A 26,852-nucleotide genomic window follows, 5' to 3' on the forward strand; every position below is an offset into this window, starting at 1 on the left:
TCTTTCTTAGACCACCGCAGGCTTCTTTAGACCACCGCAGGCTTGACCGGCTGGCGGAGGATGGTCTTCAGCTTTTCCGGTGCCGTCCGGCGCACATCGCCGAGGTAGATTTCATGGTGCTTCCCGGTCATCGCCAGGGAGTTCCCGGGGATAAAGCTGCTGTGCATCTCCTCGAGGACCGGTCCCTCAGCGTCGTATGGCCCTATATGGAGCGTCTGCACGCTCAACCCCTCTTCAAGCGTCTCCAAGCGGAGCGCCTCCAATGCCGGGGCCTCCCCCTTCTTGTTCTTGGCAACCACTTCGCGCGCAGCGTCGAAATGCTCAGACGTGATCCAGCCCGGAACCATGTTCATCAGCGTCCAGTCCCACTGTGACTTGTCCCGGGCGCTGGTGAACGCCTCCATGTCATCAGCCCACCAGAGGCCCTCCAAGGGCATCACACCGTAATCCTTGTCGAGTTCGTTCTTGCTGAAGAACTTCAGCTTGTAGGCGACTGGATACAGCGTGGCCAGTGCGTCCTTATAGGCCTCGGAGGTGTTGGGATTCCCGTGGCCGTCGATCATCAGAAACTGCAGGGGTGGGACGGTCACCAAGGAGAACTCACCGTGCTTGGCACTGTAGGTCCGGATCTCTTTCTTGAAGTCGCTCTTCATGGCACCACGGTACGCCCAGGGAAATCCGCCACGGTACTCGATCCGGGAACCCACCTAGGACAAGTTATCCACAGCTGTTATCCACACTGTGCGTAACTTACATGGGTGTAGTTAGAGCTTCATTGTGTCGGTGGGGCCGTCAGATCGGCAGATATCCCCGGAAAGGCATGAATTTCTCCACACCTGTGGATAACTTTGTCCCCGCCCAGGCCGGATATGTGGATAAAGAGGGCCAAATGCCTGCACATGTGGACAACCCTGTTAATTACGCCCTGCAGCAGTAGCTATCAACAGGCTTATCAACATTGTTAATAACTTACACGCGTGTAGTTCACGCTAGGTCCGGAGCTCTGAGCCCCGGCATCGCGGGGATTCGCGCAGGGAAACCCACACGTTATCCCCACCTGTGGATAACGTGTGGGTAGGTGGTTGTTATTAAGTGGGTAACTTTCAGACCAGGTTGCCCTTGCGCAGGGAAACGTGTCCGCGGAAGGGCATAGGGCCGAGACCCTCCGGAATGACTCCAAGCAAATCCGGCAATGCCGCGATGTTGAACTTTCGATGAAGTTTGGAGCACTATCCACAGCGCAGTACACAGTGGGTATAACTGTCCCCACCCGGACGGCACGATCATAATCTGCGCCAGTGCACCGATTTCGAGCCAATATGCATGGATGTCCACAGAGTTTATCCACGCCTGTGGATAAAGTTGCCCACTTCTGTGGACAAGGGTTGGGGATTACCGTGGCAAAGAATCGTCACGGGTGGGCCCGCAGTTCAGGACCATACCCCCGACGACCCGCGGCGATGGCTGTCCATCAGGTGGGTGTCAATGATTCCAATTGCTTCCATCAAGGCATACATGGTGGTGGGCCCGACGAATGCGAAACCCTTCTTCCTGAGTGCCTTGGATAAGGCAATTGACTCAGGGGACGTTGTGGGGATGTCGGCGAAGGTGTGGGGCGCCGGCGTGGAGGTGGGCTGGAAAGACCACACGAAGTCAACCAGGCCTCCTTCGTCGCGCAGGGCGATGGTGGCTTTGGCATTGGTGATGGCGGCGCGGATTTTGAGTCGGTTGCGGACGATCCCGGCATCGAGCATGAGCCGCTCAACGTCGTCTTCGGTGAAGGCGGCAACGCTTTCCGGGTGGAAGTCCAGGAACGCCTTCCTGAAAGCCTCCCGTTTCCGGAGGATGGTGGCCCACGAAAGACCCGCTTGGAACGCCTCGAGGCTAATGCGTTCGTACATGCCCTGCTCGTCGCGGACAGGCATGCCCCATTCGTGATCGTAATAGGCCTGCATGAGGGGATCCGAAGCAGCCCACAGGGGACGGGCAAGGCCGTCCTCACCGATGGTGGTGCCGTTGTCCGGGGTCATTCATGCTCCTCCGCGGCTCCGGCCAGTTGTTTGGCTTCTGGGGATATTCTGCCGGGTGCCTCCGACATTCAATGCCTCTGGTGCTGGATGCTCCAACGCTCGGTGCCTTGGAATTACCGCCTCAAGACAATCCGGTGACCCGCATGGTGATGTTGATCCGTCCGTGCGACAGGCCGCTTTCCTCTGGAGCCGTTCCGGGGAGCACCTTGGGAATGCCGTGATACGCGAACCGGGACGGCCCACCGAATACGAAAAGGTCTCCGGAGCGGAGTTCAACGTCTGTGTACGGCTTGTTTCGGGTCTTGGTGTTACCGAACCGGAAAACGCACGTCTCACCGATGCTGAGGGACACTACTGGGGCGCTGGAACGTTCATCCTTGTCCTGGTGCATCCCCATGGCCGCGCCGTTGTCGTAGAAGTTCACCAAGGCGGCATCGGGTGTGTAGTCACTAACGGAGAGGGCCAAGGCGCCATCTGATTCGCCTCCGGAAGGAAAGGCTGCGGCGACGGCTTTACGGCCCAGGCGGACCATCCAGTCAGGGAAATCGAGCACAGGCCGACCGTTGACGTCGGTGGCTTCCCGGGTGTACTTGTAGGGCTGCCAATGCCAGCCGAGGCACACGGTGCGCACCGACATCTTGTGCCCACCAGGAAGAGTCGCTGCGCGGAGCGGCACGGGTCCTTGTGTCCACTCGCCAAATCGTTCCACTATCCACCGTTGCTGCTCCAGGCTCAGCCAGCCGGGCACGTGAACCGCGCCTGGAGCAACCAGGCGAGGACCGGCGTCGTGGTTTTCCGGCTGAACCAACTGCAGCGGAAACAGTGCATCTTCGCTCAAGCGGCTGCCTCCAGGGTGAGAAGCGCTCGTTTTGCATCCGCCCCGCCGAGATAGCCGCCGAAGTTGCCGTCCGACTTCACTACGCGGTGGCATGGGACGATGACGGGCAGTGGGTTGGTGGCACAGGCGCTTCCGACGGCGCGGACTGCGTTGGGGCTGCCGGCGGCCAAAGCGACCTCCGCATAGCTTTCGGTGTGGCCATAGGCGATGCGGGGCAAATGCTGCAGCACATTCAGGCGGAAGCCGCGGGACAACCGGAAATCCAGGATGAGATCGAACTCCGTCCGGGTGCCGTTGAAGTACTCGTCGAGTTGGCGCGCAGCATCATCCAAACGCGCAGGCGCCTGGAGGATGCGGGGGCTGACGGTGTTGGCAAGAACTTGCAGGACGTCGCCGTGGTCTTCCACTTCAAAGGCGACGCGGACTATTCCACGGTCTGTGGCGGCCAGGAGGAGTTTCCCCACGGGTGAGTCCACCACCCGGTATGCAACGTCCAAAGTGTGGGTCAGTTGCGCGTCGCTGGCCAGACGGGCGCGAAGGCTGGTGAGGGCAAGTTCAAGTCCAGCATCGAGGGGTTCCAGGAGCGAGGTTACATCGCCGTGGTCCAGGCTTTGTTCGATGGTCAACGGATCTCTCCTTTCGAAGATGAATGTGCCAGAGCAGGAAGGTCAGCCAGAGCACTGCGGAGGGCTTTGACGCCGTCTGATCCGGCTCGTCTGGCGGCCTCGGGGGTTCCTCCAAGAATCGCAGCCACGTCCACGTAGGGAAGCCCCGCAAGGTAGTGGTACGCCACGGCCTGTCTTTGTTTCGGTGGAAGGTGCGCGACGGCGTCCACGAGGTCGGCATGCCCCTCACCGGGGATGCCAAGCCGGGACGGTTGCTCCGGCGGTGAGTCCACCGGGAGGGCACGGCGACCTCCGGCACGCACATGGTCGATGCATTTACGGTGTGCGATGGTGACAAGCCAAGCTTGCACGTTGGCCTCCGGAGGGAGGTCGGGATAGGACTGAAGAGCCGCAAGGAAGGTATCGGACCAGGCGTCGTCGGCATCGTGCACGCCGAGGACTGCACGGCACACTCGAAGCACGGTGACGCCATTTTCCTGGACCACTGCTTCGAAGGGCTTTTTGGTGATCAACTGCCTGGCCTTCATCAGAAAAGTTTGCCCTCTCTCACGGCTGCTGGCTCTTCCAACTCCAAGAGGAAGCGCTTGTTCCGAAGCCCACCGGCGTATCCGGTCAATTGACCCTTGCGTCCCACCACGCGGTGGCACGGGATGATGATGCTGATGGGGTTGCGGCCCACCGCCGACCCAACGGCCTGGGCAAGATGCGGATCGCCCAGTTCAGTGGCCAGCTCGCCGTAACTGACGGTTTCTCCAAAGGGAATATCTTGCAGCCGCAACCAGACCTTCTCCTGGAAGGTGTTTCCACGCGCTTCAAAAGGAACATCGAAAACGGTGCGGTGTCCGCCCAGATACTCATCGAGCTCAATCCTGGTCAGTGCGAATACCGGATCCTCGATCCCTGCGGGGACCCCGAAGTAGTCGGGTGGCGGCAGGTGCCAGTGGCCCTCATAGAAGATGCCCGTCAAAAATTCCCCGTTGGCAGTCAGCGTCAACTGCCCCAACGGGGAATCCATGGTGGTGTGCCGGATGCTCATACCTTGTAGACGTTCACGGGCACGGAATTGTGAGGTGCGGGTTTCCTAGGAGCGCCAACGGGTGGTCATCAGGAAGCCGACAATCGCGATGCCGAAGCCCGCAACAATGTTCCATGATGCCCAGTCGCGGACGGGGAACTGGCCTTCTGTGATGTAGAACGTGATGATCCAGATCAGGCCGAGGATCATCAGGCCGAACATGACGGCTTTGTACCAAACCGGGTTGGGCTTGTACTGCTGCGCGGCGGAAGTCTGCTGGGCCTGACGGGCAGGCCGCTTGCGGGGCTTGGACTCGGGCACGGATCCTCCTTGGCTGTAGGTTCATACCGGTTCCGGCCAGCCTTGATATCCTGCAGGAAGGAAATTTCCAGCGGTTAACGGCCACGCGGCGTTCCGGGTTGGTTCTAGCTGTCAAGTCTAGCCGCAACTCGGGGTCCGCCCGCCCGCGCCCGTGCCCGAATCGAGGAGACCCCGTGGCGCACCAGCAGACGACGGCGGCTTCTGCCGTGCCGTCGGGCCGGCGAGGGCAGGAGCAGGAACCGCGCAGGCAACTCCGCGCGTCCGATGTCATCCGCAAGATCAGCCAGATCCTGGGTGAACTCCTCATTACGGCAGGTATTGTGCTGTTGCTCTTCGTGGGCTGGGAACTGTGGTGGACCAACGTTGAAGCCAACGCCAAGCAGAATGAGGCAGTCCAGAGCTTCGCGCAGGACCTCACCGGACCCGTAACTCCGGCAGCACCGGCCAATCAGGCAGACTTTGGACCTCCGGTGGTGGGAACGGCTCCTGCAAACGGGGAAACGATCGGGATTATGTACATCCCCCGCTTCGGCGCGGACTACACGAGGCCCATCATCGAGGGCACCGGTGCGGACGTCCTGGATACGTTGGGACTTGGCCGCTACGGGAGTACCAGCATGCCCGGAGCCATCGGCAACTTCGCGGTTGCGGGCCACAGGCAAACGCACGGAGCAGTCCTGGACAGCATCCATACGCTGGTTCCCGGGGACAAGATCTACGTTCAGACAGCGGACGGCTTTTACACCTATGTCTTCCGCAACAACCAGATCGTGCTTCCCAACCGCACTGACGTCCTCATGCCAGTACCAACGCAACCGGGCATCGTGCCGAAGGAACGCATTCTGACCATGACCAGTTGCAACCCGCGGTTTGGGTCGCAGGAACGGATCATTGCCTACTCCGTGATGGAGGGTTGGCAACCGGCCTCTGCAGGACCGCCGTCGGAAATCGCCGCCCAAGTAGCCAAGGTACAAGGAAAGGGGTAACGGATGTACTCGTGGATTTTCCGCAACTTGCCCGGACCCGTGTGGGTGAGGATCCTGACGTGCTTGGTACTGGTGGCGGTAGCACTGATACTGATGGTCCAGTTCCTCTTCCCCTGGTTCTCCCAATTCACCACTTTGACTGACTCGACGATTGGTTTAGTGCAGCAACCATGAGCACAACAAGAATTCTTGTAGTAGATAACTACGACAGCTTCGTTTACACCCTGGTGGGATACCTCCAGGAACTCGGCGCCGAGACAACCGTGGTCCGCAACGACGATGTGACTCTTGCCGAGGCCACGGAGCTCGCAGCAGCCCGCGATGGCGTCCTCGTTTCGCCCGGTCCTGGAACCCCTGCCGAAGCCGGCGTGTGCATCGAGCTCATCAAGTGGTGCGGCGAGAACAGTAAACCCATGTTCGGCGTCTGCCTGGGGCACCAAGCCCTCGCGGAGGCGTACGGTGGCGTGGTAACCCACGCGCCCGAACTCATGCACGGCAAGACGTCCCCTGTCCGGCACGAAGGTAAGAGCGTCTTCGCAGGCCTCCCCTCGCCTGTGACGGCCACGCGCTACCACTCACTCGCAGCGGTGCGCGATTCCATTCCGGACGTCCTGGAGATCACCGCAGAGACCACCAACGGCGTGGTGATGGGATTGCAGCACAAGACCGCACCACTGTGCGGTGTGCAGTTCCACCCGGAATCGGTCCTCACAGAGGGTGGCTACCAGATGCTCGGCAACTGGTTGGAGTCCCTGGGGATGGCCGGAGCGGCTGAACGCGCATCCAAGCTGAGCCCGCTCATCAAGCAGTAGGCCAACGGAAGCCCGACCTGCTGCGGGCCGGTGAGCGGTAGCAGGCCGCTACTTCTTGGTGGCCGTCGGCTTAGGGGTCGGCTTGTCTGTGGGCGTCGGGGTTGGCGTGGGGCTCGGAGCAGGAGCCTTCGCAACCGTGATGGTGACCGACTTTCCCTGATCCACTTCGGTGTTGAACGTCTCGCTCTGGGCCGTCACTGTGCCCGGCGCGACTTCCGAGTTTTCCTGCTCCGCAACCACCATGGGCAGGCCGTTGGTCTTGAGTGAAGCTTCCGCTTCGGCCAGGGGCAGCCCAATCAGCTGCGGCATGAGGACCTTGCCAGAGGAAACCTGAAGTTCCACCTTGGTGCTGATGGCGATTGCGCCGCCCGGGGCCGGGCCAGTGTTGATGACCAGGCCGATCGGAACCGTAGCGCTGTGGGTTCGGACGGTCACGATGTCACCAGTGATGCCCAGCCTGCGCAAGGCGTCCCTCGCATCCGACTCCGTGCGGCCTACGATGTCGGCGGGGATGGTCACCGAGTTGGGTCCGCTGGATATTTTCAGGACAACCTCGGCGTCCTGGTCCAGCATGGAGCCCGCGGTGGGAGACGTGCCGATGGTCATGTCCTTGGCCACTGAGTCGCTGGCCTCGCGCACGGATTTAGGTACCAACTTGGCTGAATATAGTTCCTGGATGGCCTGGGATTCAGACATGTTGGCCACCACGGGCACGGCGATCTTTGCAGGGGGCGGTGGCTGCAGGTTCATGAGGCTGTAAAGCCAGAATCCGCCACCGGCCAGCACGATCAGCGTGAAGATCACCAAGGTTGCTATCCACGTACGACGGCGTTTGTTCTGGCCCGCGGTCCGCTCGCGTTCCGGTGGGAGGCCCAAGGGAAGGGGTTCTTCCTGGGGCTGGTCAGCGGGTTCGTCCCTGGCCTGATCGGCGGCCAGGAATCCCACGGCGGTGGAGCTCAGGATCTGGGTGGCCGGGTCGTCCTGGTCCACGAGGTCGTTCGGATCGGTCGGTGCCTCGCTGGGTGGCATTGCGGGGACAGGAATGCCGTTGCTTGCCGCGCGCAGTGCGCGGCGGAAGGACGCAGCGTCCTGGAAACGGTCTGTCCGGCTCTTCTGCAGGGCTTTGGCAAGGACAGAATCGAGGGCCTCGGAAACATCGGGGTTGTGGGCGCTGGGCATGTCCGGAATTTCGCGGACGTGCTGGTAGGCCACCGAGACCGGGCTGTCCCCCACAAAAGGTGGACGGCTGGTCAGCAATTCGTACAGGAGGCAGCCGGCTGAGTAGAGGTCGCTGCGTGCGTCCACGGTTTCACCGCGGGCCTGCTCCGGTGAAAGGTACTGTGCCGTGCCGACGACGGCCTGTGTTTGGGTCATGGTGGCAGCGGAATCGGCCATGGCACGTGCGATGCCAAAGTCCATGACTTTGACGTCCCCGGTGTCGGCGCAAACCATGACGTTGGCCGGCTTGATATCGCGGTGGACAATACCTGCCCGGTGGCTGTACTCCAGTGCGGCAAGGACACCCAGGGTGAAGCCGATGGAATTCTCCACACCCAGTTCGTTCGCCTTGATCATGTCCCGCAGGGTACGGCCGGCGACGTATTCCATGACGATGTACGGCACGCGGACATCCTCGCCGGGACCCCCCGGTACGGAGTATTCGCCGGTATCGAAGATGGCCACGATGGACGGATGGTTCAACGCCGCGACGGCTTGGGCCTCACGTTTGAACCGGGCCTGGAACTGGGGATCGCGGGCAAGGTCCGCACGCAGGACCTTGACAGCGATGGTCCGCCCCAGCAAAGTATCCGTTCCCCGGTATACGTCCGCCATGCCGCCACGACCGATCAGCTCACCGAGCTCGTAGCGGGCGTTGAGGATGCGCTGTGAAGACACAGGTGTGCTCTCCTCTCGATGCGCGGGACCGTGGCGTGGCGTAGACATGGCGGATCAGTTAGTTGCTCGGGCTGCCGCTGGGGCTGGCGCTCGAGGAACCGGGGTTGGTGGGTACAACGGCCCTGGAAAGGAAGTAGGTCACTGTAGAACCTGCGGGAACCTCGGCTCCAGCGGCCGGCGAAGACCTCACGAACGTGCCGGCCTGCTGGCCCACGGCTCCGTTCACGGGATCCCCGGCTACCCACCGCAATCCGGCGCCCTCAATGGCCGCCCGGACCGATGACTCGCTGGCTCCGACGCTGATGGTGGGGACGGCAACGGCTTCAGGACCCTTGGAGTACTGAACCGTGATGGTTTGTCCCGGATCAACAGGTCCGGTGGGGTTGAGATCCACCACGGTCCCTGGAACGGCCGGGTTGAAGACCTCCACACCGTTGACGCCAAGGCCCAGGTCGCGGAGTTGCGCACTGACGGTCTGGAACGGCTGGCCAAGGTACTGCTCAGGGATGACGTTGATCTTCTCCGGCGTGGTCTGCGTGGGCGTCGGAGATGGTGACTCCGAGGTCGGCGTAGGCGTCGGCGTGGCGGACGTCGACGTCGGGCTGGCGCTCCGGCTGGTGCTGGCAGTGGTGGACTGGCTCGGGCTGGGGCTCGGCGAGAAGAATCCGGACTGGGTGATCAGGAAACCAACCAGCGCGAACAGCACCAGCAGGATCAAGGCAACCATCGGCCAGGTCCAGGGGCTGCGCTTCTTGCGTTCCGGCTCGCGATCGTCGAAGTTCTCGTCGTCGCTGTAGGCAACTTCCTCTTCGTCGTTCAGTTGGCGCTCTGCCTCCAGGGCATTCGCGCGTGACAGAGGGTTGTCGGATGCGGCTGCAGCTGCCCCAACAGCAGCCCCGGCAGCCCCGGCACCCAGCACCGGAAGTGCGGAGGTCGCCGTCGACGACTGCTCCTTACCGTAAGGCGAGGTGACGACGCCGGTGGGTGCCGTTGCGGTGTCCACCGGCGCTGTGATGGGTCCGGTAGTGGATTCGAAAAGCAACATGCCGGGTACGGCGGCGTGGGCCGTAGCGATGTCTCCGTTGCGGATGGCGTCGGCGGCTTCGGCCAGCTTGATGGCGTTGGCGGGACGGTTCTTGGGATCCTTGGCCAGCATGGACATCAAGAGGGCACGGACAGGCGTGGGAAGGGTTTCCGGGAGGGGCGGCGGTGCGTCGTTCACCTGCGCCAGGGCAATGGCAATCTGCGATTCGCCGGAGAACGGACGGTGGCCGGTGAGGCACTCGTAGCCGATGACACCCAGTGAGTAGATGTCCGAGGAACCCGTGGCGGTCTGGCCGGTGGCCTGCTCAGGAGCCAAGTACTGGGCAGTGCCCATGACCTGGCCGGTCTGTGTCAGCGGAACCTGGTCCGCGAGGCGGGCGATGCCGAAGTCGGTGACCTTGACGCGGTTGTCCGGCGTGATCAGCAGGTTGCCCGGCTTGATGTCGCGGTGGACCAGGCCCTGTGCGTGCGCAACGGCAAGGGCGCGGGCAGTCTGCGCGATGATGGAGAGCGTCATATCCGGGGACAGCACTTGCTCTCGCTCAAGGATTCCGCTCAAAGGGTGTCCCGGGACGAGCTCCATGACCAAATAGGCCGAGCCGGCTTCTTCGCCGTAGTCGAAGACGTTGGCAATGCCCACGTGGTTGAGCAGGGCGGTGTGACGCGCCTCGGCACGGAACCTCTGGAGGAAGCCGGGGTCCCCCGTGTATTCCTCCTTGAGCACCTTGATGGCAACGATCCGGCCGAGGATCTGGTCCTTGGCCTTCCAGACCTCGCCCATGCCGCCAATCGCAATGCGACTGGTCAGCTGGAACCTGCCGCCGAGTGTGATTCCCGAAGTAGGCCTCACTTATTCAACACCGCCTCAAAAATCTTCTTTGCGTTCGGACTGGTTAGCTGGGCACCGCTGAGCACATCCACACCTTCCATGACGATGGTGACGGCTACTTGCGGGTCGTTTGCCGGGGCGAACCCGGTAAACCATGAGTTGTTCAAACCTGAATCGCCGAGTTCCGCGGTACCGGTCTTGCCGGCCACCTTGACGCCGGAAACGGCTGCTCCCTTGGCAATGCCGTTGTCCACGGCGCTGGTCATCCACTCGGTGATTTGCGCTGCGATGGGCTGGGTGGTGCTGGTGCGGAGGGCCTCGGGCCTGAGTTCGCTGATGACGCGGAGGTCAGGAGCGCGGACGGTCTCCACCAAATTCGGCTTCATCTGCACACCGCCGTTGGCAATGGCCGCCGTCATCATGTTGATCTGGAGCGGAGTGGCCTTGACGTCCCGCTGACCTACGGAAGACTGGGCCAACTGGGCCTGGTCCAGGTCCTCGGGGAAGATGCTTTTTGCCTGCTGGAGCTTGAGCTGATCGCCGAAGGTCTCGCCGAAGCCGAACTTCTGTGCCTGATCGCGGATGGCATCCTGTCCCAGGTCCAGGGCAATGCTGGCGAACGGAGTGTTGCACGACTGCTCCAGGGCAAAGACGAAGGTTGCCGTTTCACGGACGTTGCAATTGCCGCCGGCGTAGTTTGGCAGGCTGGCACTGGATCCGGGCAACGGCAAGCTGCTGGGATTCGGCAACTCGCTGTCCTTGTTGTACTTGCCTGAATTCAGCGCGGCAGCGGTGTCGATGAGCTTGAAGACCGAGCCAGGTGACAGCAGGTTCCCTGTTGGACCGCTGACGTTCTGGTTCAGGTTAATTCCCGGAACCTGGTTCAGTTCGTTGTAGTTGGCATCTGCGGCGGCACGGTCATGGGTGGCGATCAGATTGGGATCGTAGGAGGGCTTGGAGACCATAGCCAGAATAGCCCCGGTCCTGGGATTGGTAACCACGATGGATCCACGCTGGCCGTCGGGGATGAGGTCGAACGCCAACTTCTGGATTTCAGGATCCAGCGTCAGCTCCACCGAAGCACCCTTGGGCTCATTGCCCAGGAACATCTGGCTCATTCGATCCAGGAAGAGTTGGTCGGAGTTGCCCGCAAGGGTCTCTCCCATGGACTGTTCCAAACCTGTGGACCCAAAGAACTTGGAGAAGTAGCCGGTGACGCCGGCGTACAGCTCGGGTTGGTTGTACTTGCGCTGGAAGGCGCAGGACTCGGTTCCGGGGACAGACTCCGCGACTGGTTTGCCGCCCACGATGATTGAGCCGCGCTCGTTGCAGAACGACGCCAGGACGGCCCGCTGGTTCCAGGGGTTGTCGTTGAGGTCGTCAGCGCCAATGACCTGGACATAGCTGATAGCGCCGAAGATCAACGCAAACATGGCCACTGCGGCCATCCAGGAGCTACGAATAGCCTGGTTCATTGTTGCTTCACCGCCTCTGTTGGTGCGCTTGGTGTCTGTCCTGTGGCCGGTTTACGCGTGCCCGGCGTGCTGCTGCTGGCCGGAGGTTTACCGACCATGGGGGTTGTGTCCACGGGTCCGCGGGCCGTGTTGGAGATCATGAGCAGCAGGCCGACGATTATCCAGTTGGCCAGGAGCGACGAGCCACCGGCCGCCAGGAACGGTGTAGTCAGGCCCGTCAGCGGAATGAGCCGCGTGACGCCGCCGATGACCACGAAGCACTGCAGGGCAATGGCAAAGGACAAACCGCACGCCAGCAGCTTGCCGAATGCGTCACGGGTTCCCAAGGCAGCGCGGAAGCCGCGGGTAAACAGAAGCAGGTAGAGCATCACCACGGCGAAGAGGCCGATCAGGCCGAGTTCCTCGCCAATGAGGGCCACGATCATGTCGCTGTTGGCAAAGGGCACCAGATCCGGCCGGCCTTGGCCCAAGCCGGTTCCTACCAGCCCGCCGTCGGCCATTCCGAACAAGCCCTCGACGATCTGTCCACTGCCACCGGGTGACCTGCCGAAGACCTCCGGTGTGAACGCGTTGATCCAGCTGTCGATTCGGAAGGCTACGTGGGAGAAGATCTGCGAGGCGATGAAGCCGCCACCAAGAATCAGCAGCAAGCCAATGACAACCCAGGAGATACGGCTGGTGGCCACGTAGATCATCACGATGAACAGGCCGAAGAAGAGGATGGATGAGCCGAGGTCGCGCTGGAAGACCAGGACGCCGATGCTCACCAACCAGGCGGTGATCATGGGCCCGAGGTCCTTGAACCGCGGGAACTGCATGGGGCCGATCTTCCGACCGGCCAGGAGGATGAGATCCCGGTTGGAGGAAAGGTACCCGGCGAAGAATATTGCCAGCGTGATTTTGGCGATTTCACCGGGTTGGAACGTCATGGGTCCCACTCGGATCCACACGCGGGCTCCAAGGATTTCGCCGGCCGAAATGCCCGGAATCAAGGGCAGGAGCAGCAGGAACGCACTGACGGCCAGGGAAATGTAGGTGAAACGGCGAAGGATCCGGTGGTCCTTGAGGAACCAGATCACGGCGATGGAAACTGCCATGGCGATCAGCGTCCACCGGAGCTGGTTGTTGCCGGTGTCGTCGCCGGGGCCGTCCATTCTGTGGATCAGCGCCAAACCCAAGCCGTTCAAGGCTACGACGATGGGAAGTATTACCGGATCGGCATATTTCGCCCGGAGCCTGAGGACCACATGGAAGGCAAAGGCGGCAACTGCGAGCAGGCTCGACTGGAACCAGAAGTCCCGGTCCAACCCGACATCGGAGTTGATGCTCACCAAGGCACTCGCGCCGACACCGACGGCAAGGGCCAGCACGATGAGGACAAGCTCAACGTTGCGGCGCGGTTTAGGTGCAGTTTCAGTCTGTATCACTTGGCCGCCCCACAGGGAGTCGGTACGGGCGAAGGCGAGGCAACGGCCGCAGTACTAGGCACGGGCACGGTGGTGGTGGGAGATGGCGTCGGCGTCGATGTGGCCGAAGTCGTGGGGCAGTTGGCCGAAGCGCTGCCCGTGTTCTTCAGGTTCTCCACAATGCTCTGGGCGTCGTCGAGGTCACCCGCCGGAACTGTCTGGCGTACGCTCTGCTGGCCGTATTCCGGCAATGAATCCACCCTGATGTCGGTTACGGCTTCAAGCCGGGAAAGCTGAATGGGACCGAGGCGCTGCGAAATTCCGTTGAAGATGGCAACGCGCTGATCGTATTCGCCCACGTAGTAACGGGTTTGGGTCCAGGCGTAGCCAAGCCACAGGCCAACCACGACACCCACCACAACAACAGCTGCGACGGCCGGCATCAGCCAGCGGATGCGGCGCCGCGTGGGCTCCTCGACGTCCAGCCGGTCCTGCTCGGCCTTGTGCGTGAGGACCGTGGCAGCCCTGCGGGCGACTGTCCTGCCGGCAACAGTCGGTATGGATCCTGTCTCTGCAGCTGTGGCCGCTGCGCCTACCAGTTCATGGGGACGGCTGGCCAATTCTTCGCGCAAAACCTCTGCGGAGAGGTGCTCACCGAGGTGCGGGTCGGTGGTGGTGGGTGGTTCTTTGGAATCGTCCGGGGATTTGGACGCCTCAACGGATTCGTCCGCGTCGCTGGTCGGGTCACCCGCGCTGAACGATGATCCAGCGTCAGCCGCCAGGGCGGCTTTTGCCTTGGACCCGGACTTCGGATCCTCAGCCGGCTTGGTCGCGGAAGGACCTTCGGGAGACTTGGATGCCGTGACTGCTTGAGGTTCGTCCAACTCGGCAAGCGCTGCGGCCGGAACGACGTCGACGGCGGCCGTGTTGACGTCGTCGTCGGTCTCTTCGGCAATCTCCAGCATCACCACGGTGACGTTGTCCGGGGCGCCGGCTTCCAGCGTCAGATCCACCAGTATTTCCGCACATTCGCGCAGGTCCTTGGTCTCGCGCACCATGCGTTCAACGACATGTCCCGCAACGTAGTTGAGGCCGTCGGAGCAGAGCAGCCAGCGTTCGCCGGGTTCGACGTCCAGGATGTCCAGATCCAGCTCTGGACTGGCATCAACGTCTCCGAGGACTCGCATCAGGACGTTTTTGTGCGGATGCGTCTCGGCTTCCTCCGGACGGAGGCGTCCCTCATCTATCAGGCGCTGCACAAAGGTGTGGTCCACGCTGACTTGTTCAAACTTCTTGTTGCGCAGGCGGTAGGCGCGCGAGTCGCCGATGTGCGCGAAGTGGAGCTTGCGGTCTTCAAGCAGGAGGGCGGTCACCGTGGTACCCATGCCGGAGAGCTTTGGGTTCTGGTGAACAAGCTCGGAAAGAAGGGAGTTGGCGGTCTGGATTTCGTCCGCAAGGACTGTCTCTGCGCCATCCGGATAGTCGTCATGGTCCAGGTGGATCATGTCCAGCACCGTTGATGCAGAGGCGACATCGCCGCCGGCGTGACCACCCATGCCGTCGGCCACGACTGCAAGATGGCGGCCCACGTATGCGGAGTCGTCATTCTTGGAGCGGATCCGTCCGACGTCGGAGCGGGCCGCGTAGCGCATGATGAGTGGGCGCTCCGCGGGCTTCTCCTTGCCTTCGGGGGTCTCGGGGGAGGCCATGGACTACGGCCTCAATTCAATGACCGTCTTGCCGATTCTCACGGGGACGCCAAGCTCAACCGGCAATGCGCGGGTGAGCTGTTGATCGGCCAAGTAGGTGCCGTTGGTGGAGCCGAGGTCCTCGATGAACCACCGGCTGCCTTGCGGGAACAGTCGGGCGTGCCGGCCGGAAGCGTAATCGTCCTCCAGGACAAGGGTGGCTTCCTGGGCACGGCCAAGCAGGATGGGGCTGGCAGCGAGGGGGACCGTGGTGCCCTTGAGGGGGCCCTCTGTGACCACCAGCGTGCGCGCATGCTGGATGGCTGGCGGCGGTGACGCGGCCAGTTCCGGATGCTTGCGAACTTCGCGGGCCGTGGGAGCTCCGGTGACGGCCTTGCGGCCGATCTGGAGATCACGGCGCATGGTGGTCACGATGCTGAAGATCAGGACCCACAGCAACAGGAGGAAACCGAAGCGAAGCGCTGTGATGGTCAGTTCGCTGATGTCGTTCACGCGTTGCCACCCTGGTTTTGGGGGAGGAGGCGGAAAATGATCTTGGTACGTCCCATCGTGATGGTCGAGCCGTCTGTGAGCTCTACGCTGCCGTTCACTTTATGGCCGTTGACGTAGCTTCCGTTGGTGGAGCCAAGGTCAACGGCCCAGGTGCTGCCATTCTCCGTGCGTACTTCAAGGTGCTTCCGGGAGACGCCTGTGTCATCCACAAGGATGTCGGCTTCCGAGGAGCGGCCCAGCACTACGGAGCGGGCGTTGAGGGAATATCGTTGGCCGCCGATGTCCAGAACGGGCTGGAGGCGGGTGGGCTGCCGTGCCGGGGCTGCCGGGACGTGGGCCCGCGGGGCTTGGGGAGCGGGGCCAGCGTCATCGGAAGATTTCTCGGTCCGGGACGTGATCTCAAAATGTCCTGCCCGCTCTTCGTCATTCCGACGGAACGAGATCCGGACAGCGCCCTGAAGGGTGTAGCCCTGGCTGCGGACATGCTGGATGACGACGTCGCACAACTCCTCGGCGAGGGGTGTTCCCCATTCCTGGGCCCTGGCGAAATCCTCGTCACTGAGCAGGACATCGAAAACATTGGGAGCGAGCGTACGGCCGGCAGCGATGGTGATGGACTTGTTGTCCAACTCGCGCCTCAGCTTGCTCGCAATCTCCACCGGCTCAACACGTGCACGCGACCCCGTGGAGAAGACGTTGCGAACGGCCTTTTCAATGCCGCGCTCGACTTTGTCCAGCAAACCCATGTCCTTCTCCTTTCCTTGCCGCGGCACCCGATGCGCCTGGTCCGATAGTCCATCGTTTGGTCCGTCTGCGCACACGGCGAAGTACGCGCCTGACGGCCCTTCCACTTCCCGATACTACTGGGACTGACTGGGAATGGCCTTAATCCACAACGCCTTGCGACCCGGAAAAGTTCGCGCCCGGCGCTTGCTGGCGCGGGAGTGGGGGCATGAAAATTTCGTGGGAATCAACCCTTGTAGGCGGCCTTTCCGGCGGCTCTTCTGCCTCCCGGTGGGGCCCTCCTGGCCTCGATTGGTGTTTTGCCGGGAATGTCCGTTATGCTTGATCTCGCTGCTTTTGAAGGAAACGAAGCTGGGAAACCGGCAAAAGTCCAGAAAAAGAAGTTGCGCGCGAGTGGCGGAACGGCAGACGCGCTGGCTTCAGGTGCCAGTATCCGAAAGGGTGTGGGGGTTCAAATCCCCCCTCGCGCACGCAATTGAAAGAGCCCCAGTCTTAGGACTGGGGCTCTTTTGTTTTATACGGGATCCCAACTGGGTGACAGATAACGCTCCATTGGCGCTTCGTAGGAGCGAGGTGCTGTTACCTGGTTGGGTGAGGCGCGAGTGACCGTCAGCCGCGCGCAGAACCTGTGAACCGGCGTCGTGAGTTGCCCAGATGCAGGCGCATCGCTGCCGCGGCAGCCACTTGGTCGCCCTCCGCAATTGCTGCGTATATAGAGGAGTGTTCGTGGACCACCTGCGCAAAGCGTTCCGGGGATTCTTGATCTTCGCTGGCGACCAGGCGCGGGCGGGGCATGGTGATCATGGTTTGGCCAAGGGCTGAGATGCAGTCCGTATAGAAGGGATTGCCGGACGCCGCAGCAACGGCCCGGTGGAACTCGAAGTCCGCTTTCATGGAGTGGGCGGGGTGGCCTGAACTCGCGGTGAACTGCTCCAGGGCGCCGTGGACGGCCTTGAGCTGGTGTTCGGTGTGGTTGCGCGCGGCCAAAGCCGCGGCTTCGGTCTCGACGCCGATCCTGAAATCGAGCATCTGCAGCCGGTCTTCCATGCTGGAAACGGGCCGTGATCCAGGCGCCGCAGCGGGTCCTTCCGCCGGCGGAGTCAGCGCGAAGCTGCCCCGCCCACGTTCGGTTTCCACGAGACCCTCGGCCTGCAAGCGGGTCAGCGCCGAGCGGACCACGGTCCGGCTCACCCCGAACTCGCTGATGAGGGTGTTTTCGCTGGGGAGCTTCTCACCTGGCTGGATGGCGCCGTCGACGATGCGGTTGCGAAGGTCGGCGGCGAGATCCGCGGTCAGGTTTCGGCTCATGGGTTCAAGATTACGCGCCGAACTCCACTGACTCCGTGGTCCAGGCGCGGGCCTGCCCGCTGAGGGTGACGCCCAGTCCGGGGCGGTCCGGGACGATCATGCGGCCGTTCTTGGTCTCCAGGCGTTCCTCGAACAGGGGGTCCAGCCAGTCGAAGTGCTCCACCCAGGGCTCACGCGGGTAAGCGGCAGCCAAGTGGAGGTGGATTTCCATGGCGAAGTGCGGTGCCAGGCCGAGTCCGCGTTCATCCGCCAGGGCCGCGAGCCGCAGGAACTGGGTGATACCGCCAACGCGCGGAGCATCCGGCTGGATGATGTCGCAGCTGTTGGCGTTGATGAGGCCCTTGTGTTCCGCGACGGACGCGAGCATCTCACCGGTGGCGATGGGCGTATCCAGGACCTGGGCCAGGTGCGCGTGGCCTTCGAAGTCGTAGGCGTCCAAAGGTTCTTCGATCCAGACGAGGTTGAATTCCTCGAGCTGGCGGCCCATTCGCAGCGCTGTGGCGCGGTCCCATTGCTGGTTTGCGTCCACCATGAGCGGGACGTCCCAGCCGATGTGCTCGCGGACTCCGGCCACCCGGCGCAGGTCCTCCTTGGAGTCGGGCAGGCCAACCTTGATCTTGATGCCGCCGATGCCGTCGTTGATGGACTGAGTGGCGCGTTCCTTGACCTCTTCCAGGGTGGCGTTGAGGAAGCCGCCTGAGGTGTTGTAGGTCTGCACGGAGTCGCGGTAGGAACCCAACAGCTTGGCAAGGGGGAGCCCGGCACGCTTGGCCTTGAGGTCGTAGAGCGCGATGTCGATGGCCGCCAGGGCCTGGGTTGCCACGCCGGACCGGCCCACGGAGGCACCGGCCCAGAGGAGCTTGGTATAGATCTTGCCGATGTCATTGGGATCCTCGCCGATGATGCCCTCTGCGACTTCCTTGGCATAGGCGTACTGCGCGGGCCCGCCAGCGCGCTTGGAGTAGCTGAAGCCGATGCCGCTGTGGCCCTGTTCCGTGGTGATCTCGGCGAACAGGAACACCACTTCGGTCATGGGCTTCTGCCTGCCGGTGAAGACTTTCGCATCGCTGATGGGTACGGTGAGGGGCAAACGTGCCGTGGACAGCTTGACGTGGCGGATCAGATCTACGGTGCTCATGGTTCTCCTCGTGGGTGCGGCATCCTTGCCTGCCACTTAGGATACAAGTTATGCACTTGTACTACAAGAGTGTGGGGGTTGTGGTGGCGACTGCCGAGGCTTCGCAGACCCATCTGTTCCCCGGGGCCGTTCTCGTTATGGCCGGGAGGGGCCCTTCGATTTGAGGAAAGTGGTCCGGGGCTTTCGTCCGTGCCAGCGGACGCGGCTGCCCCACAACTAAGGAAGTGGGACACGAGGCGATCAGTGAACGGCTGCTTTAGGCAAAGCCTCCGGCTGTTTTGCCCTAAATCTGTTGTGGACGAAGGCCAGCATGATCGCGGCGAAGCCGAGAAGGCATGAGCCGACGAGCGCGGGGGACTGGACGGAGGTGCCCACCAGTGCTGCTCCGCCGGCGGATCCGGCGGCGATTCCTGCGTTGAACGCGACTACTGCGGCTCCGGAGGCCATGGTCTGGTTTCCGCGCGAGCGGTCGAGGATTTCTGACTGCATGAGTGTGGGTAGCAAACCGAAGCACGTTCCTGCCATGGCTGCAGTTGTGAACACCAGGACGGGTCCTGCGAGCAGGGCGGCACCAGCGAGGATGACAGCTTCGGCAACCATGACGATAAACGCTCGTTGCAGTCGTCTTTTCCCGGCCAGGCGCCCGGAGAGTGCTGTCGCGATGATGACGGCTCCTCCGTAAACCGCAAGGACAAGGGACGGTTGGGTTCCCGCGTGGGTGGCCATGGGTGCGAGGAACGTGTAGTACGAGAAGTGTCCAGCCAGTGCCACGGCAAGGATGAGAGCTATGGGCACAAAACTGCCCTTGGATCCTGCCTTCGTGGCGAGCTCTGCCTGTGGAGGACTTGGTTGTGGTCGGGGCGCGCAGATCATGGCTGCGAAGACGCCGCAGGACGCCAAGGCAAGGGGGATCCGCCAGTCGATGGAGCTTAGCGCCTCAGCAGCCGGTACGCCGAGGGCGAGGGCACAGCCGTTACCCAGGAGTACCCTGGCGGTTGCTTTGCCGGTGTTGGTTGGTGAGGCCGCGGCTGCCAGGGCCAGGACCAAGGGGAAGAACGCGCCGTGGGCGGCTCCTTGGATTGTTCGGAGGACCAGATAAGTGGACATGTCAGGGGCAGCGCTGGTGGCGAGGCCTAGGACTGCGAAGATGCCGGCGGTGAGGATTGCTGTCTTGCGGAGATTGAATCGTTGGGCCAGGGCTGAAAGCGGAAGCGCAAACAGTGCGGTGCTGAAGGCGTAGAGACTCGAACCGGCGGCGGCTGTTCCAATGTCTGAACCAAAGGCCCTGGCGATGTGTTCCAGCGCACCGGTGGGGGCCATCTCGACTGTGACGGCAAAAAAGAGTGCGAAGGGCAGGGCCCAGGCGGTGAGCTGCCCTGCCCTTCGCGTTTCAGATGGCACGTTCACTTTCGGGTAGCTCGGGAACTCTGGGCGGGAGGTTGCTGGTGACCGTCTGAGGGTAGGTCCTGACGCTTAGCAGGATAGTTTCCGTCTCGGCCCGCAGCGTTCCCTGCTCTTGAGCTGGCGCAAGCAGCACGGACCCCGCTGACAGCTTCCTGCCTTCGATATCCGCCTGACCGGAGAGAATGATGAACGCTTCGTGCACGCCTTGCTCGCCCAGGGCCAGGCTTTGCTGAGGGGCCAGCCTCCAGTGCTCGATGGCTTCCGTTTCGCTGTGAAGCATTCCGCGGCGGATCAAGCAGCTCCAGTAATCTGCCGGGTCCGGTGTGGTGATGATCATGAGCCGGGGGTCCTGAGCTCTACGGCAAACAATTCCACGTTGGAGGTTGCTGTCAGCACGGCAGGCGATCCGTTGGGCACCAGGAACGATGCTGGTGCATCGATGGTGGCGGTCGTGTCAGCGAATGAAAGTGTGGCACTGCCGGTGTTCAGGAAGCCAGCGATTTCGGCGCCGGGCTTTCCGAGCTTCATGTTTTGTTCTGGAGTGAGGGTGTGCCGTTCGATGGCGGCCAATGGCCCGTCAAAGGTCCCTTGTGTGTCGACGCTGGGGGTTGCATGGAGGTCATGGATCCGGGCAGGCATGGGCGGCCTTTCTGTGCGGTGGCTGCCTTCGAGGCAGCTCTGGGTGTGTGGTGTGAGGGTTTCAATGACCCACCAGTTCAGCGTCGTCGAGCCGGTGTTTCGCAGGCCGTGGGTGTTCCCCGGTGTCGTCAAGGCGAGGGTCCCGGGGCTGACCTTATGCGCTGTGCCATTAAGGAAAAACTCACCCGTTCCCTCCAGAATCAAATAGATTTCCTCGGTACGCGTGTGGCGGTGTTCACCGCTGACCCCACCCGGCGGGAGAGTAGCCCATTCCACGGCTTCTGTCGCTGATTCGAGCTCGCGTCGGGTATAGAAGGCCTTCCATCCGGTGGTGCCTGCGGCGCCGTGGACGCCAAGGACCGTGGCGTGGCCGTTGGGGGTGCGGGGCCGTGGAGGCGCTTTGGTGGGGGTGTTCATGCCGCCGACCTTTCCAGGTCCCTGTTATCGGCGCCGGTGAGGATGTTTAGTGCTGCTTCGATGTCGAGGGGTGTGAGGTCGTTGACGAAGATAGCCGCGCCGATCCCGGTGGGCAGAGGCAGGCGCTGGAGTCCATTGCGGTGGCGGGTTGTATCGATGAGTGCCTGGACCAGGACATCGACACTCATGGAGGGGTGGGTGACAGGCAAACCAAGTGTGCGCATGACCCTGAATATCCGGCTGGCTTCGTCCGGGGTTACCAGACCCCGGTGGACGCTGATGGCGGTGGTGAGGGCCATGTCCAGGCAGACGGCTTCACCGTGAAGCAGTTCAGGTAAGGCGGTCATTTCCACGGTGGGGGAGAAAGTGTGGCCGTAGTCGACCAAACGTTCCAGGGTCTGTTCCCAGAGGTTGGGTTCCAGCTCTTCCAGCATCCCGCTGATGGCTTTGTCGATGATTTGTTGTTGGGCCTCGGTGTGCTGTTGGAACCGGCCGGCCAGTGCAGCCGCGCCGTGCTCTTCGAGCAGGGCGAACAGTTCTTCGTCCTTAACCAGAGCGATTTTGAGAATCTCCGCGAGTCCGTTGGAGACGTGGCGCTGCTCGAGGGAGCTGAGGAAGGAGGTGTCGAGGAGGTTGCGGGACGCGGCGAAGTAGGTGCCGATTTTGTTTTTGCCGGTCTGGAAGTTCACTCCGGTCTTGACTCCGACGCTTGCATCAACGATTCCGATCAGAGTGGTGGGGACTCTGACGAAAGGGGTGTTGCGGCGGTAAATGCTGCAGGCGAATCCTACGATGTCGGTGAGGACTCCGCCCCCGATGGCGATCACGGGTTCACGACGGCGGTCGAGCTTGAAGGTTTCGATGGCTTCGAGGACGGTTTCTACTGCGCTCCAGCGTTTGTTCGTTTCGCCATGGGGCAATACCAGGATCTTGTATTCGGAGAGGTTCGCTGCGGCGTAGGCGCGGATCCTCTCGCCGTAGAGATCATTGACGGTGGTGTCGGTGACGATGAGTCGTCGTGAGCCGTGCTCTCCATCGACCAAAGTCGGGTTGGCCGGGTCAAGGATGTCAAAGGTGGTTTCTACCCGGTATTGGACGTCCTGCTGGGCGGAGACGGTCCATGCGCGGTTGATGGTAGTCATTTCAGGCCTCTCGGGAGATGGTGGGTCGTGCGGAGAAGGGGTTGCGGGAACGCAGTGCGTTGTTGGCCGGGACTTCAACCAGCCGCCAGAGCAGGTAGGCGCAGCCGAGGCTGAGCACGAAGGCGGCAAGAATGGTTAAGGCTGCCGGCAAGGGCTGCAGCGCCGCCGACCCGACGATGGAGCGGGTCAGGGTCAGGACGATGTCGTGGACCATGTAGAACGCGAAGGACAATTCGCCCAGGCGGACCGCTGCGGGGGAAGCGAAGATCCCCGGTGGGGAGGTATCTTGCGCTGCGGCGATGACAAGCAGCAGCACGGGGATGACGTAGGCGGCGTCCATTTGCCAGGTAATGGGGAGGAAGAGGGACCCCCCGTAGCCGAGCGCCGCAACCAGAAGGGCTGGCCCCAGCGGGATGGTAGGCAGGATTCTCTCGCGGACGGCCCGGGCTGCGAGCATGCCCAGGGCGAATTCGAGGAGCCTGACCGGTGGCAGTGCGTAGACGGCCCAGATTTGTGGGATGGATGCGCCGAACAGTGGCGATTGGGCATGGTTGGGACCGAAGAGTTCTCCGGCGGGGAGCAGCCCGGCGGCCAGCGGTGCCAGAGTGATCAGTCCTATCAGTGCGGTGCCGATGAGGAGGAGGCCGTGCCGTGGGATGCGGTTCACCAGTGGCAGCACAAAAGGGAACGCGACGTAGAAGAAAAGTTCGGCTGAGAGCGACCAGCTGGGGTGGTTGATGCTGAAGAAGGCGGTGTCGGCCGGTATCCAGGCGTGGATCAGCAGGAGGTTGGCGACCGCTTCACCGATCGTGGAGGCCCCGAGCCCTCCGATGGCCAGAGCGAGGAAGAAGGTCACGGCATGGTTCGGGACGATCTTGGCGATTCGTCGCCAGATGAACCGTCCGGGAGTGTCCCCGGCGCGGGCAGACCACATGAGGACGAACCCGGAGAGAATGAAGAAGAACGTGACGCCGAACCATCCACCGTTCTTGAGGATGAACTGCAGCGGTTCAACTATGTCCGAATCGCCGAGGTAAAAGCGACTCAGGCTGATGTGGAAGGCGAAAACGAGCAGCGCGGCGTAGAAGCGGAGTCCCGTCAGGGCGTCAAGGCGGCGTGCAGTTACCGGAAGCGTGCCGGTTGGTTCAGGCAAGAGGGATGCTTTGGGCATGGGAGAACACTCCCTTCGGGTCGTAGGCGGCGCGTGCGCGTTTGAGGCGTGGCAGGTTGCCCTTGTAGTAAAGGTCGAACGAAGTTAGTCCGGAGGTGTTCCAGGCGCTGTCGTCCAGGTCCGTGTCTGCGTAATTTACGAAGGCACCATCTGCTGTGGAGTTCAGGGGAGGGACTCCGCCGGTGGAGGCGAACATGCCCTGGTAGGTGTTGCGGGTCCAGGTGACGTTGGCTTTGTCATCTTCGGGGTTGTCCCAGATGGAGACCACTTGGAATTTGATGATGGAGTCCCGTTGGGGGACGGCTGTCGCGTCCGGGGCGACGCTGTTAACGGCACCTCCGTAGGAGGCAATCATCAGCAGCGCTCCCGGGTTGGCGATCCTTGGATCGTTCAGGCCGCGGTAGGCAGCGGCGATCGCCTCGGGTGTGAATGTACGACGCAGGTACGCTGACTTACCTTTGAACCGGCGGGTGGAGTCGGGTCCGGTGAACCCGGTCCATTGCGTGGCCTGCATCCACGGCACGATTCGGCGCTGGGTGACCTTCGCCGCGGGCACTCCCTCCGACACGGCTGTCAGGTAGCGGTCCAGGACACCTTCAGCATCAGGGGTTGCTGCGTCAACGATGGTGTCCATGGTGATAAAACCGTTGGAACGGTGCCAGGTTTTCAGTTGGGCGAAAAGGTTTGCTTCCGGGGTTCCGGGGGCTGCGTTTCTTTCGTGCCATTGGCCGTGGTTGTTCAGCAGCCGGGTAAATGCTGCTTCATCGATGTCAGCCCAGGACCAGGACACAGTGCTGAGCCAGACATGACGCGGAGGTGAAGGCAAGGCCTTTTCCGGCCGGTTCTCCGTGGCTGAGGGGCTGCGAAGCCAGTACCGGGTCGCGATGCCAAAGTTCCCGCCCCCACCGCCCGTGTAGGCCCACCACAGTTCGTGGTGTCGGTCCTTCGGGTCCCGGGTGCCGCGACTGATCGCGACGGAACCGTCCTTGCGGACGTGAACGGCTTCAACGGCGAGGAGGTGGTCAACGACGAGGCCGTCGCGGCGGTTCATTGATCCGTAACCGCCGCCGGCGATGTGGCCGCCGGCAGCAACAGTGGGGCAGTTCCCTGCGGGAACGTAGACGCCCCATTGCTTGTAGAGCAGTTGATAGACCAGCCCGAGTTGCGCGCCGGCTCCTACCTCGAAGGCATTCATCTCCGGGTCCCAGCGGACTTGGTCCATGGCGGAAAGGTCGATGATGGATTTCACGGCCGGGTTGGCGACGAATCCTTCGTAGCAGTGCCCTCCGCTGCGGGCAGAAGGACGCAGTCCCAGCCGCAGGACGGCGCGAAGTTCTTCGGCGACCTCGGCTGCCGTGCGTGGGAAGGCGATGCGCTCGGCTTCACCTTTCCACCTCAGGTTCGTGCCTTGTTGCAGGTCATCGAACTGTTCGGAGACAGAGGTGATGACTTGATAGCCCCTGGTACGGGTTTGGGGCTCGGCGGCTTGGGCGCGCGCTGGCACACCGCTCAGGGCGATAGCGCCCAGCAGTGCGCCGCTTGCGCTGAGCATCGACCGGCGGGAGGCGGTGTGGCTCAAGAGAACGCTCCGATCGCGATGGGGGTCCGGAGCGCAGCAGCGTCCCTTTCATAGGGCAGGGTGCCGTCGGGCATGTTGATGATCTCGAGTTGGAGCCCGAATGGAGAGTTGAGGTACACCCACCTGTCTCCTGCGATGGGTCCGTCAATGATGGTCTCGGGTTCACCCAAAGTGGTGTAGCCGCTGATGTTCCGAATGGAGTTGACCGTCTTGTCCACGTGGTCGGCGTGGAACGCTACGTGATGGCCGCCCAGGTCGCTGTTGGCTGGCCGGGGTGAAGGAGAGTTCCCATGGAGTACTGCGACTGGCAGTCCATGGTCGCTGGCGAAGAGGTAACCGGTGGCCCCGAATGCGGTGGTGGCCTCCTGTTGGCTGAAACCGAGCGTGGATGTGAGTTCGTGCTGGGCCGTCGCGAAGTCGTACCGGCTCAGCGCAACTGCTCCGAGGAGACGCTGCACTGGTCTGTACTGGATTGCCAGATTGATCCCGGAAGGCAGTGCTACCTCATACCCGTTGATCGGGTGCTCGATGGGGCGGACTGTCGCGTTCTCGTTGTAAAGCCTGGCGATCACGCGGTCAGGGTTCGGGGTCTGGAAAATGAGGAAGAAGCTGCCCGCCGCTCCCGGAGGAGTGTCCCAGGAGCGGCGTTCGGCGCCGACGTATTCGAAAAGTTCGAGGTTGATACCGCGAACATTCATTGCGGCCACCGTCAATGAGCAGGTTCCCCGGGCTCCCAGTTTCGCCGCCATCCAACCGGGTTCCCGATCAGTGATCGGGCCCTCTACGTAGCAGACCTCAGCGCCAAGGGCGTTCCGAAGGTCGTGGATCGCTTGGCGAAGCGATCTGATAGTGAGACCGAAATGGTCAATGCCACGAATTTGGGCACTGTTCATGATTCCCCCTGGATGTGATGCGAGTCAGGCCTAGGTTGGGCCCTGTGCGGATGTGACGCTTCAGGACGCGGTAAGCGTCCAGATAGTGCGGTGTGTTAGAGGTTGGTGCCGCCGGTGGCGTCGATCTTCTGCCCCGTGATCCAACGCGCTTCGTCGGAGGCAAGGAAAGTCACGATGCTCGCAATATCGTCGGGCTGGCCCACGCGGCCCAGGGCACTGCTGGCAGCTACCCCGGCCTGGGCTTCTTCGTTGCCGCGGAGCCAACCAGCATTGATGTCGGTGTCAACGACACCCGGGGCGACCGAGTTCACGGTGATTTCCCTGGGCCCGAGGTGTTTGGCGAGGGTCAGGGTGAAGGCTTCAATGGCGCCCTTAGTGAGGGCGTATCCAATGATTTCCGGGAAAGCTATGCGGGTGACGCCGGAGGAGATGTTGATGATGCGTCCCCCGTCTGCGATCCGGGGCAGCCCTTCCTTGACGATGAAGTAGGGCGCATTGACGTTGATGGCCTGCTGGGTAAGGAAATCTTCCCGGCTAAAGTCCTCGATGGCCCCCCGCAAGGTGACCCCGGCATTGTTCACGAGAACGTGAATGGGCTGGTTCAAGACACCGGCTTCGGCAGCGGCTTTGTCATAGGAGGCCCAAAAATCCTGGGCCGCGGTATCGGTCCCGAGATCTGCCTGGAAAGGGAAAGCCTTTCCTCCGGCGGCTTCGATGGAGGCCGCTACTTCCGCAGCCGCCTTCCCGTCCTGTCCGTAGTGGACAGCAATAGTCAAGCCTGCGGTGGCAAGGCGGGAGGAGATTGCCGCGCCGATCCCTCGGCTGGCTCCAGTCACGACGGCGATGTGGTCTTTGTGTGTTTCGCTCATGAATGAGATACTTACATACGTTTAGCGATCACTACAAGAAAGATTTCGAAAACATATGTGTGGCGCTGA

The 26,852-nt window shown here is 62.2% G+C and carries 26 protein-coding genes and 1 tRNA gene; 3 read left to right on the plus strand and 24 right to left on the minus strand.

What is annotated here, in order from left to right:
• Positions 1–26 precede the first annotated feature (26 nt).
• The 7 genes from J3D46_RS04485 to J3D46_RS04515 form a co-directional block, all read right to left on the minus strand.
• Positions 27–653, minus strand: a complete 627-nt coding sequence (locus J3D46_RS04485) for a GyrI-like domain-containing protein (RefSeq protein ID WP_253465288.1) — start codon at positions 651–653, stop codon at positions 27–29.
• 777 nt (positions 654–1,430) lie between these two features.
• Positions 1,431–2,030 carry a DNA-3-methyladenine glycosylase I gene (locus tag J3D46_RS04490; RefSeq protein WP_253465291.1) on the minus strand — a complete coding sequence of 200 codons (600 nt, stop codon included), beginning with the start codon at positions 2,028–2,030 and terminating at the stop codon, positions 1,431–1,433.
• Between the two features lie 121 nt (positions 2,031–2,151).
• Positions 2,152–2,868 (minus strand): alpha-ketoglutarate-dependent dioxygenase AlkB, encoded by a 717-nt coding sequence (locus J3D46_RS04495; RefSeq protein WP_231338774.1) that lies wholly within the window; start codon positions 2,866–2,868, stop codon positions 2,152–2,154.
• Complete coding sequence (locus tag J3D46_RS04500) at positions 2,865–3,494, minus strand: methylated-DNA--[protein]-cysteine S-methyltransferase (RefSeq protein ID WP_253465294.1); 630 nt, start codon at positions 3,492–3,494, stop codon at positions 2,865–2,867. The genes J3D46_RS04495 and J3D46_RS04500 overlap by 4 nt, the downstream gene beginning before the upstream one ends.
• Positions 3,491–4,021 carry an RNA polymerase sigma factor gene (locus J3D46_RS04505; RefSeq protein WP_253465297.1) on the minus strand — a complete coding sequence of 177 codons (531 nt, stop codon included), beginning with the start codon at positions 4,019–4,021 and terminating at the stop codon, positions 3,491–3,493. Before J3D46_RS04505 ends, J3D46_RS04500 begins: the two co-directional genes overlap by 4 nt.
• The gene (locus J3D46_RS04510) at positions 4,021–4,530 is read right to left on the minus strand and encodes a methylated-DNA--[protein]-cysteine S-methyltransferase (protein WP_253465298.1); all 510 of its coding nucleotides are present in this window, start codon (positions 4,528–4,530) and stop codon (positions 4,021–4,023) included. Before J3D46_RS04510 ends, J3D46_RS04505 begins: the two co-directional genes overlap by 1 nt.
• 45 nt (positions 4,531–4,575) lie before the next feature.
• Positions 4,576–4,830, minus strand: coding sequence for a cell division protein CrgA (locus J3D46_RS04515; RefSeq protein ID WP_159700295.1), 255 nt, complete (start codon positions 4,828–4,830; stop codon positions 4,576–4,578).
• Positions 4,831–5,003: 173 nt separating this feature from the next.
• On the opposite strand from J3D46_RS04515, the gene J3D46_RS04520 reads away from it, so the two are divergent.
• Complete coding sequence (locus J3D46_RS04520; RefSeq protein WP_374110762.1) at positions 5,004–5,816, plus strand: class E sortase; 813 nt, start codon at positions 5,004–5,006, stop codon at positions 5,814–5,816.
• 170 nt (positions 5,817–5,986) lie between these two features.
• The gene (locus J3D46_RS04525; RefSeq protein WP_231338770.1) at positions 5,987–6,628 is read left to right on the plus strand and encodes an aminodeoxychorismate/anthranilate synthase component II; all 642 of its coding nucleotides are present in this window, start codon (positions 5,987–5,989) and stop codon (positions 6,626–6,628) included.
• 48 nt (positions 6,629–6,676) lie between these two features.
• Here the strand turns inward: J3D46_RS04525 and pknB are convergent, their stop codons facing one another.
• The 7 genes from pknB to J3D46_RS04560 are packed head-to-tail and all read right to left on the minus strand — an operon-like array spanning position 6,677 to position 16,225.
• Complete coding sequence (pknB, locus tag J3D46_RS04530; protein WP_253465301.1) at positions 6,677–8,572, minus strand: Stk1 family PASTA domain-containing Ser/Thr kinase; 1,896 nt, start codon at positions 8,570–8,572, stop codon at positions 6,677–6,679.
• A 10-nt stretch (positions 8,573–8,582) separates the two neighbouring features.
• Positions 8,583–10,418, minus strand: coding sequence for a protein kinase (locus J3D46_RS04535; RefSeq protein ID WP_253465305.1), 1,836 nt, complete (start codon positions 10,416–10,418; stop codon positions 8,583–8,585).
• Complete coding sequence (locus tag J3D46_RS04540; protein ID WP_231338767.1) at positions 10,415–11,872, minus strand: penicillin-binding transpeptidase domain-containing protein; 1,458 nt, start codon at positions 11,870–11,872, stop codon at positions 10,415–10,417. Before J3D46_RS04540 ends, J3D46_RS04535 begins: the two co-directional genes overlap by 4 nt.
• Positions 11,869–13,299 (minus strand): FtsW/RodA/SpoVE family cell cycle protein, encoded by a 1,431-nt coding sequence (locus tag J3D46_RS04545; protein WP_231338766.1) that lies wholly within the window; start codon positions 13,297–13,299, stop codon positions 11,869–11,871. Before J3D46_RS04545 ends, J3D46_RS04540 begins: the two co-directional genes overlap by 4 nt.
• Positions 13,296–14,987: a PP2C family serine/threonine-protein phosphatase gene (locus J3D46_RS04550; RefSeq protein ID WP_231338765.1), complete on the minus strand. Its 1,692-nt coding sequence runs from the start codon at positions 14,985–14,987 to the stop codon at positions 13,296–13,298. The genes J3D46_RS04545 and J3D46_RS04550 overlap by 4 nt, the downstream gene beginning before the upstream one ends.
• A gap of 3 nt (positions 14,988–14,990) precedes the next feature.
• Positions 14,991–15,470: an FHA domain-containing protein gene (locus J3D46_RS04555; protein ID WP_090822625.1), complete on the minus strand. Its 480-nt coding sequence runs from the start codon at positions 15,468–15,470 to the stop codon at positions 14,991–14,993.
• Positions 15,471–15,475: 5 nt separating this feature from the next.
• Positions 15,476–16,225 carry a DUF3662 and FHA domain-containing protein gene (locus J3D46_RS04560; RefSeq protein ID WP_231338764.1) on the minus strand — a complete coding sequence of 250 codons (750 nt, stop codon included), beginning with the start codon at positions 16,223–16,225 and terminating at the stop codon, positions 15,476–15,478.
• A gap of 385 nt (positions 16,226–16,610) precedes the next feature.
• On the opposite strand from J3D46_RS04560, the gene J3D46_RS04565 reads away from it, so the two are divergent.
• Positions 16,611–16,693: transfer RNA gene (locus J3D46_RS04565), tRNA-Leu, on the plus strand.
• 139 nt (positions 16,694–16,832) lie between these two features.
• Here the strand turns inward: J3D46_RS04565 and J3D46_RS04570 are convergent.
• From J3D46_RS04570 to J3D46_RS04615, 10 genes are all read right to left on the minus strand, one after another.
• Positions 16,833–17,531 carry a FadR/GntR family transcriptional regulator gene (locus tag J3D46_RS04570; protein ID WP_231338763.1) on the minus strand — a complete coding sequence of 233 codons (699 nt, stop codon included), beginning with the start codon at positions 17,529–17,531 and terminating at the stop codon, positions 16,833–16,835.
• A 10-nt stretch (positions 17,532–17,541) separates the two neighbouring features.
• Positions 17,542–18,669: a mandelate racemase/muconate lactonizing enzyme family protein gene (locus J3D46_RS04575; protein WP_231338762.1), complete on the minus strand. Its 1,128-nt coding sequence runs from the start codon at positions 18,667–18,669 to the stop codon at positions 17,542–17,544.
• A 240-nt stretch (positions 18,670–18,909) separates the two neighbouring features.
• Positions 18,910–20,070 (minus strand): MFS transporter, encoded by a 1,161-nt coding sequence (locus J3D46_RS04580; protein ID WP_231338761.1) that lies wholly within the window; start codon positions 20,068–20,070, stop codon positions 18,910–18,912.
• Positions 20,060–20,410: a hypothetical protein gene (locus J3D46_RS04585; protein WP_231338760.1), complete on the minus strand. Its 351-nt coding sequence runs from the start codon at positions 20,408–20,410 to the stop codon at positions 20,060–20,062. The genes J3D46_RS04580 and J3D46_RS04585 overlap by 11 nt, the downstream gene beginning before the upstream one ends.
• Positions 20,407–21,129 (minus strand): cupin domain-containing protein, encoded by a 723-nt coding sequence (locus tag J3D46_RS04590; protein ID WP_231338759.1) that lies wholly within the window; start codon positions 21,127–21,129, stop codon positions 20,407–20,409. Before J3D46_RS04590 ends, J3D46_RS04585 begins: the two co-directional genes overlap by 4 nt.
• The gene (locus J3D46_RS04595; RefSeq protein ID WP_231338758.1) at positions 21,126–22,271 is read right to left on the minus strand and encodes a sedoheptulose 7-phosphate cyclase; all 1,146 of its coding nucleotides are present in this window, start codon (positions 22,269–22,271) and stop codon (positions 21,126–21,128) included. Before J3D46_RS04595 ends, J3D46_RS04590 begins: the two co-directional genes overlap by 4 nt.
• A gap of 1 nt (position 22,272) precedes the next feature.
• Complete coding sequence (locus tag J3D46_RS04600) at positions 22,273–23,442, minus strand: acyltransferase (protein ID WP_231338757.1); 1,170 nt, start codon at positions 23,440–23,442, stop codon at positions 22,273–22,275.
• Entirely contained in the window at positions 23,417–25,021 is a 1,605-nt protein-coding gene (locus J3D46_RS04605) for an FAD-binding oxidoreductase (RefSeq protein ID WP_231338756.1), read from the minus strand. The genes J3D46_RS04600 and J3D46_RS04605 overlap by 26 nt, the downstream gene beginning before the upstream one ends.
• The gene (locus tag J3D46_RS04610) at positions 25,018–25,914 is read right to left on the minus strand and encodes a hypothetical protein (protein ID WP_231338755.1); all 897 of its coding nucleotides are present in this window, start codon (positions 25,912–25,914) and stop codon (positions 25,018–25,020) included. Before J3D46_RS04610 ends, J3D46_RS04605 begins: the two co-directional genes overlap by 4 nt.
• Before the next feature lie 95 nt (positions 25,915–26,009).
• A complete protein-coding gene (locus J3D46_RS04615) occupies positions 26,010–26,783 on the minus strand; it encodes an SDR family oxidoreductase (protein ID WP_231338754.1) in 774 nt (257 codons plus the stop codon).
• Positions 26,784–26,852: the final 69 nt, after the last annotated feature.

The sequence above is a fragment of the Paenarthrobacter sp. A20 genome (assembly GCF_024168825.1).
Classification (GTDB): Bacteria; Actinomycetota; Actinomycetes; order Actinomycetales; family Micrococcaceae; genus Arthrobacter.

What these genes read in the sequence shown, in the direction of transcription:
- J3D46_RS04485 (WP_253465288.1), bottom strand. Translation starts at nt 653, where the DNA reads ATGAAGAGCGACTTCAAGAAAGAGATCCGGACCTACAGTGCCAAGCAC.
- J3D46_RS04490 (WP_253465291.1), bottom strand. Translation starts at nt 2,030, where the DNA reads ATGACCCCGGACAACGGCACCACCATCGGTGAGGACGGCCTTGCCCGT.
- J3D46_RS04505 (WP_253465297.1), bottom strand. Translation starts at nt 4,021, where the DNA reads ATGAAGGCCAGGCAGTTGATCACCAAAAAGCCCTTCGAAGCAGTGGTC.
- J3D46_RS04510 (WP_253465298.1), bottom strand. Translation starts at nt 4,530, where the DNA reads ATGAGCATCCGGCACACCACCATGGATTCCCCGTTGGGGCAGTTGACG.
- J3D46_RS04525 (WP_231338770.1), top strand. Translation starts at nt 5,987, where the DNA reads ATGAGCACAACAAGAATTCTTGTAGTAGATAACTACGACAGCTTCGTT.
- pknB (WP_253465301.1), bottom strand. Translation starts at nt 8,572, where the DNA reads ATGTCTACGCCACGCCACGGTCCCGCGCATCGAGAGGAGAGCACACCT.
- J3D46_RS04540 (WP_231338767.1), bottom strand. Translation starts at nt 11,872, where the DNA reads ATGAACCAGGCTATTCGTAGCTCCTGGATGGCCGCAGTGGCCATGTTT.
- J3D46_RS04550 (WP_231338765.1), bottom strand. Translation starts at nt 14,987, where the DNA reads ATGGCCTCCCCCGAGACCCCCGAAGGCAAGGAGAAGCCCGCGGAGCGC.
- J3D46_RS04560 (WP_231338764.1), bottom strand. Translation starts at nt 16,225, where the DNA reads ATGGGTTTGCTGGACAAAGTCGAGCGCGGCATTGAAAAGGCCGTTCGC.
- J3D46_RS04570 (WP_231338763.1), bottom strand. Translation starts at nt 17,531, where the DNA reads ATGAGCCGAAACCTGACCGCGGATCTCGCCGCCGACCTTCGCAACCGC.
- J3D46_RS04575 (WP_231338762.1), bottom strand. Translation starts at nt 18,669, where the DNA reads ATGAGCACCGTAGATCTGATCCGCCACGTCAAGCTGTCCACGGCACGT.
- J3D46_RS04585 (WP_231338760.1), bottom strand. Translation starts at nt 20,410, where the DNA reads ATGATCATCACCACACCGGACCCGGCAGATTACTGGAGCTGCTTGATC.
- J3D46_RS04590 (WP_231338759.1), bottom strand. Translation starts at nt 21,129, where the DNA reads ATGAACACCCCCACCAAAGCGCCTCCACGGCCCCGCACCCCCAACGGC.
- J3D46_RS04595 (WP_231338758.1), bottom strand. Translation starts at nt 22,271, where the DNA reads ATGACTACCATCAACCGCGCATGGACCGTCTCCGCCCAGCAGGACGTC.
- J3D46_RS04600 (WP_231338757.1), bottom strand. Translation starts at nt 23,442, where the DNA reads ATGCCCAAAGCATCCCTCTTGCCTGAACCAACCGGCACGCTTCCGGTA.
- J3D46_RS04610 (WP_231338755.1), bottom strand. Translation starts at nt 25,914, where the DNA reads ATGAACAGTGCCCAAATTCGTGGCATTGACCATTTCGGTCTCACTATC.
- J3D46_RS04615 (WP_231338754.1), bottom strand. Translation starts at nt 26,783, where the DNA reads ATGAGCGAAACACACAAAGACCACATCGCCGTCGTGACTGGAGCCAGC.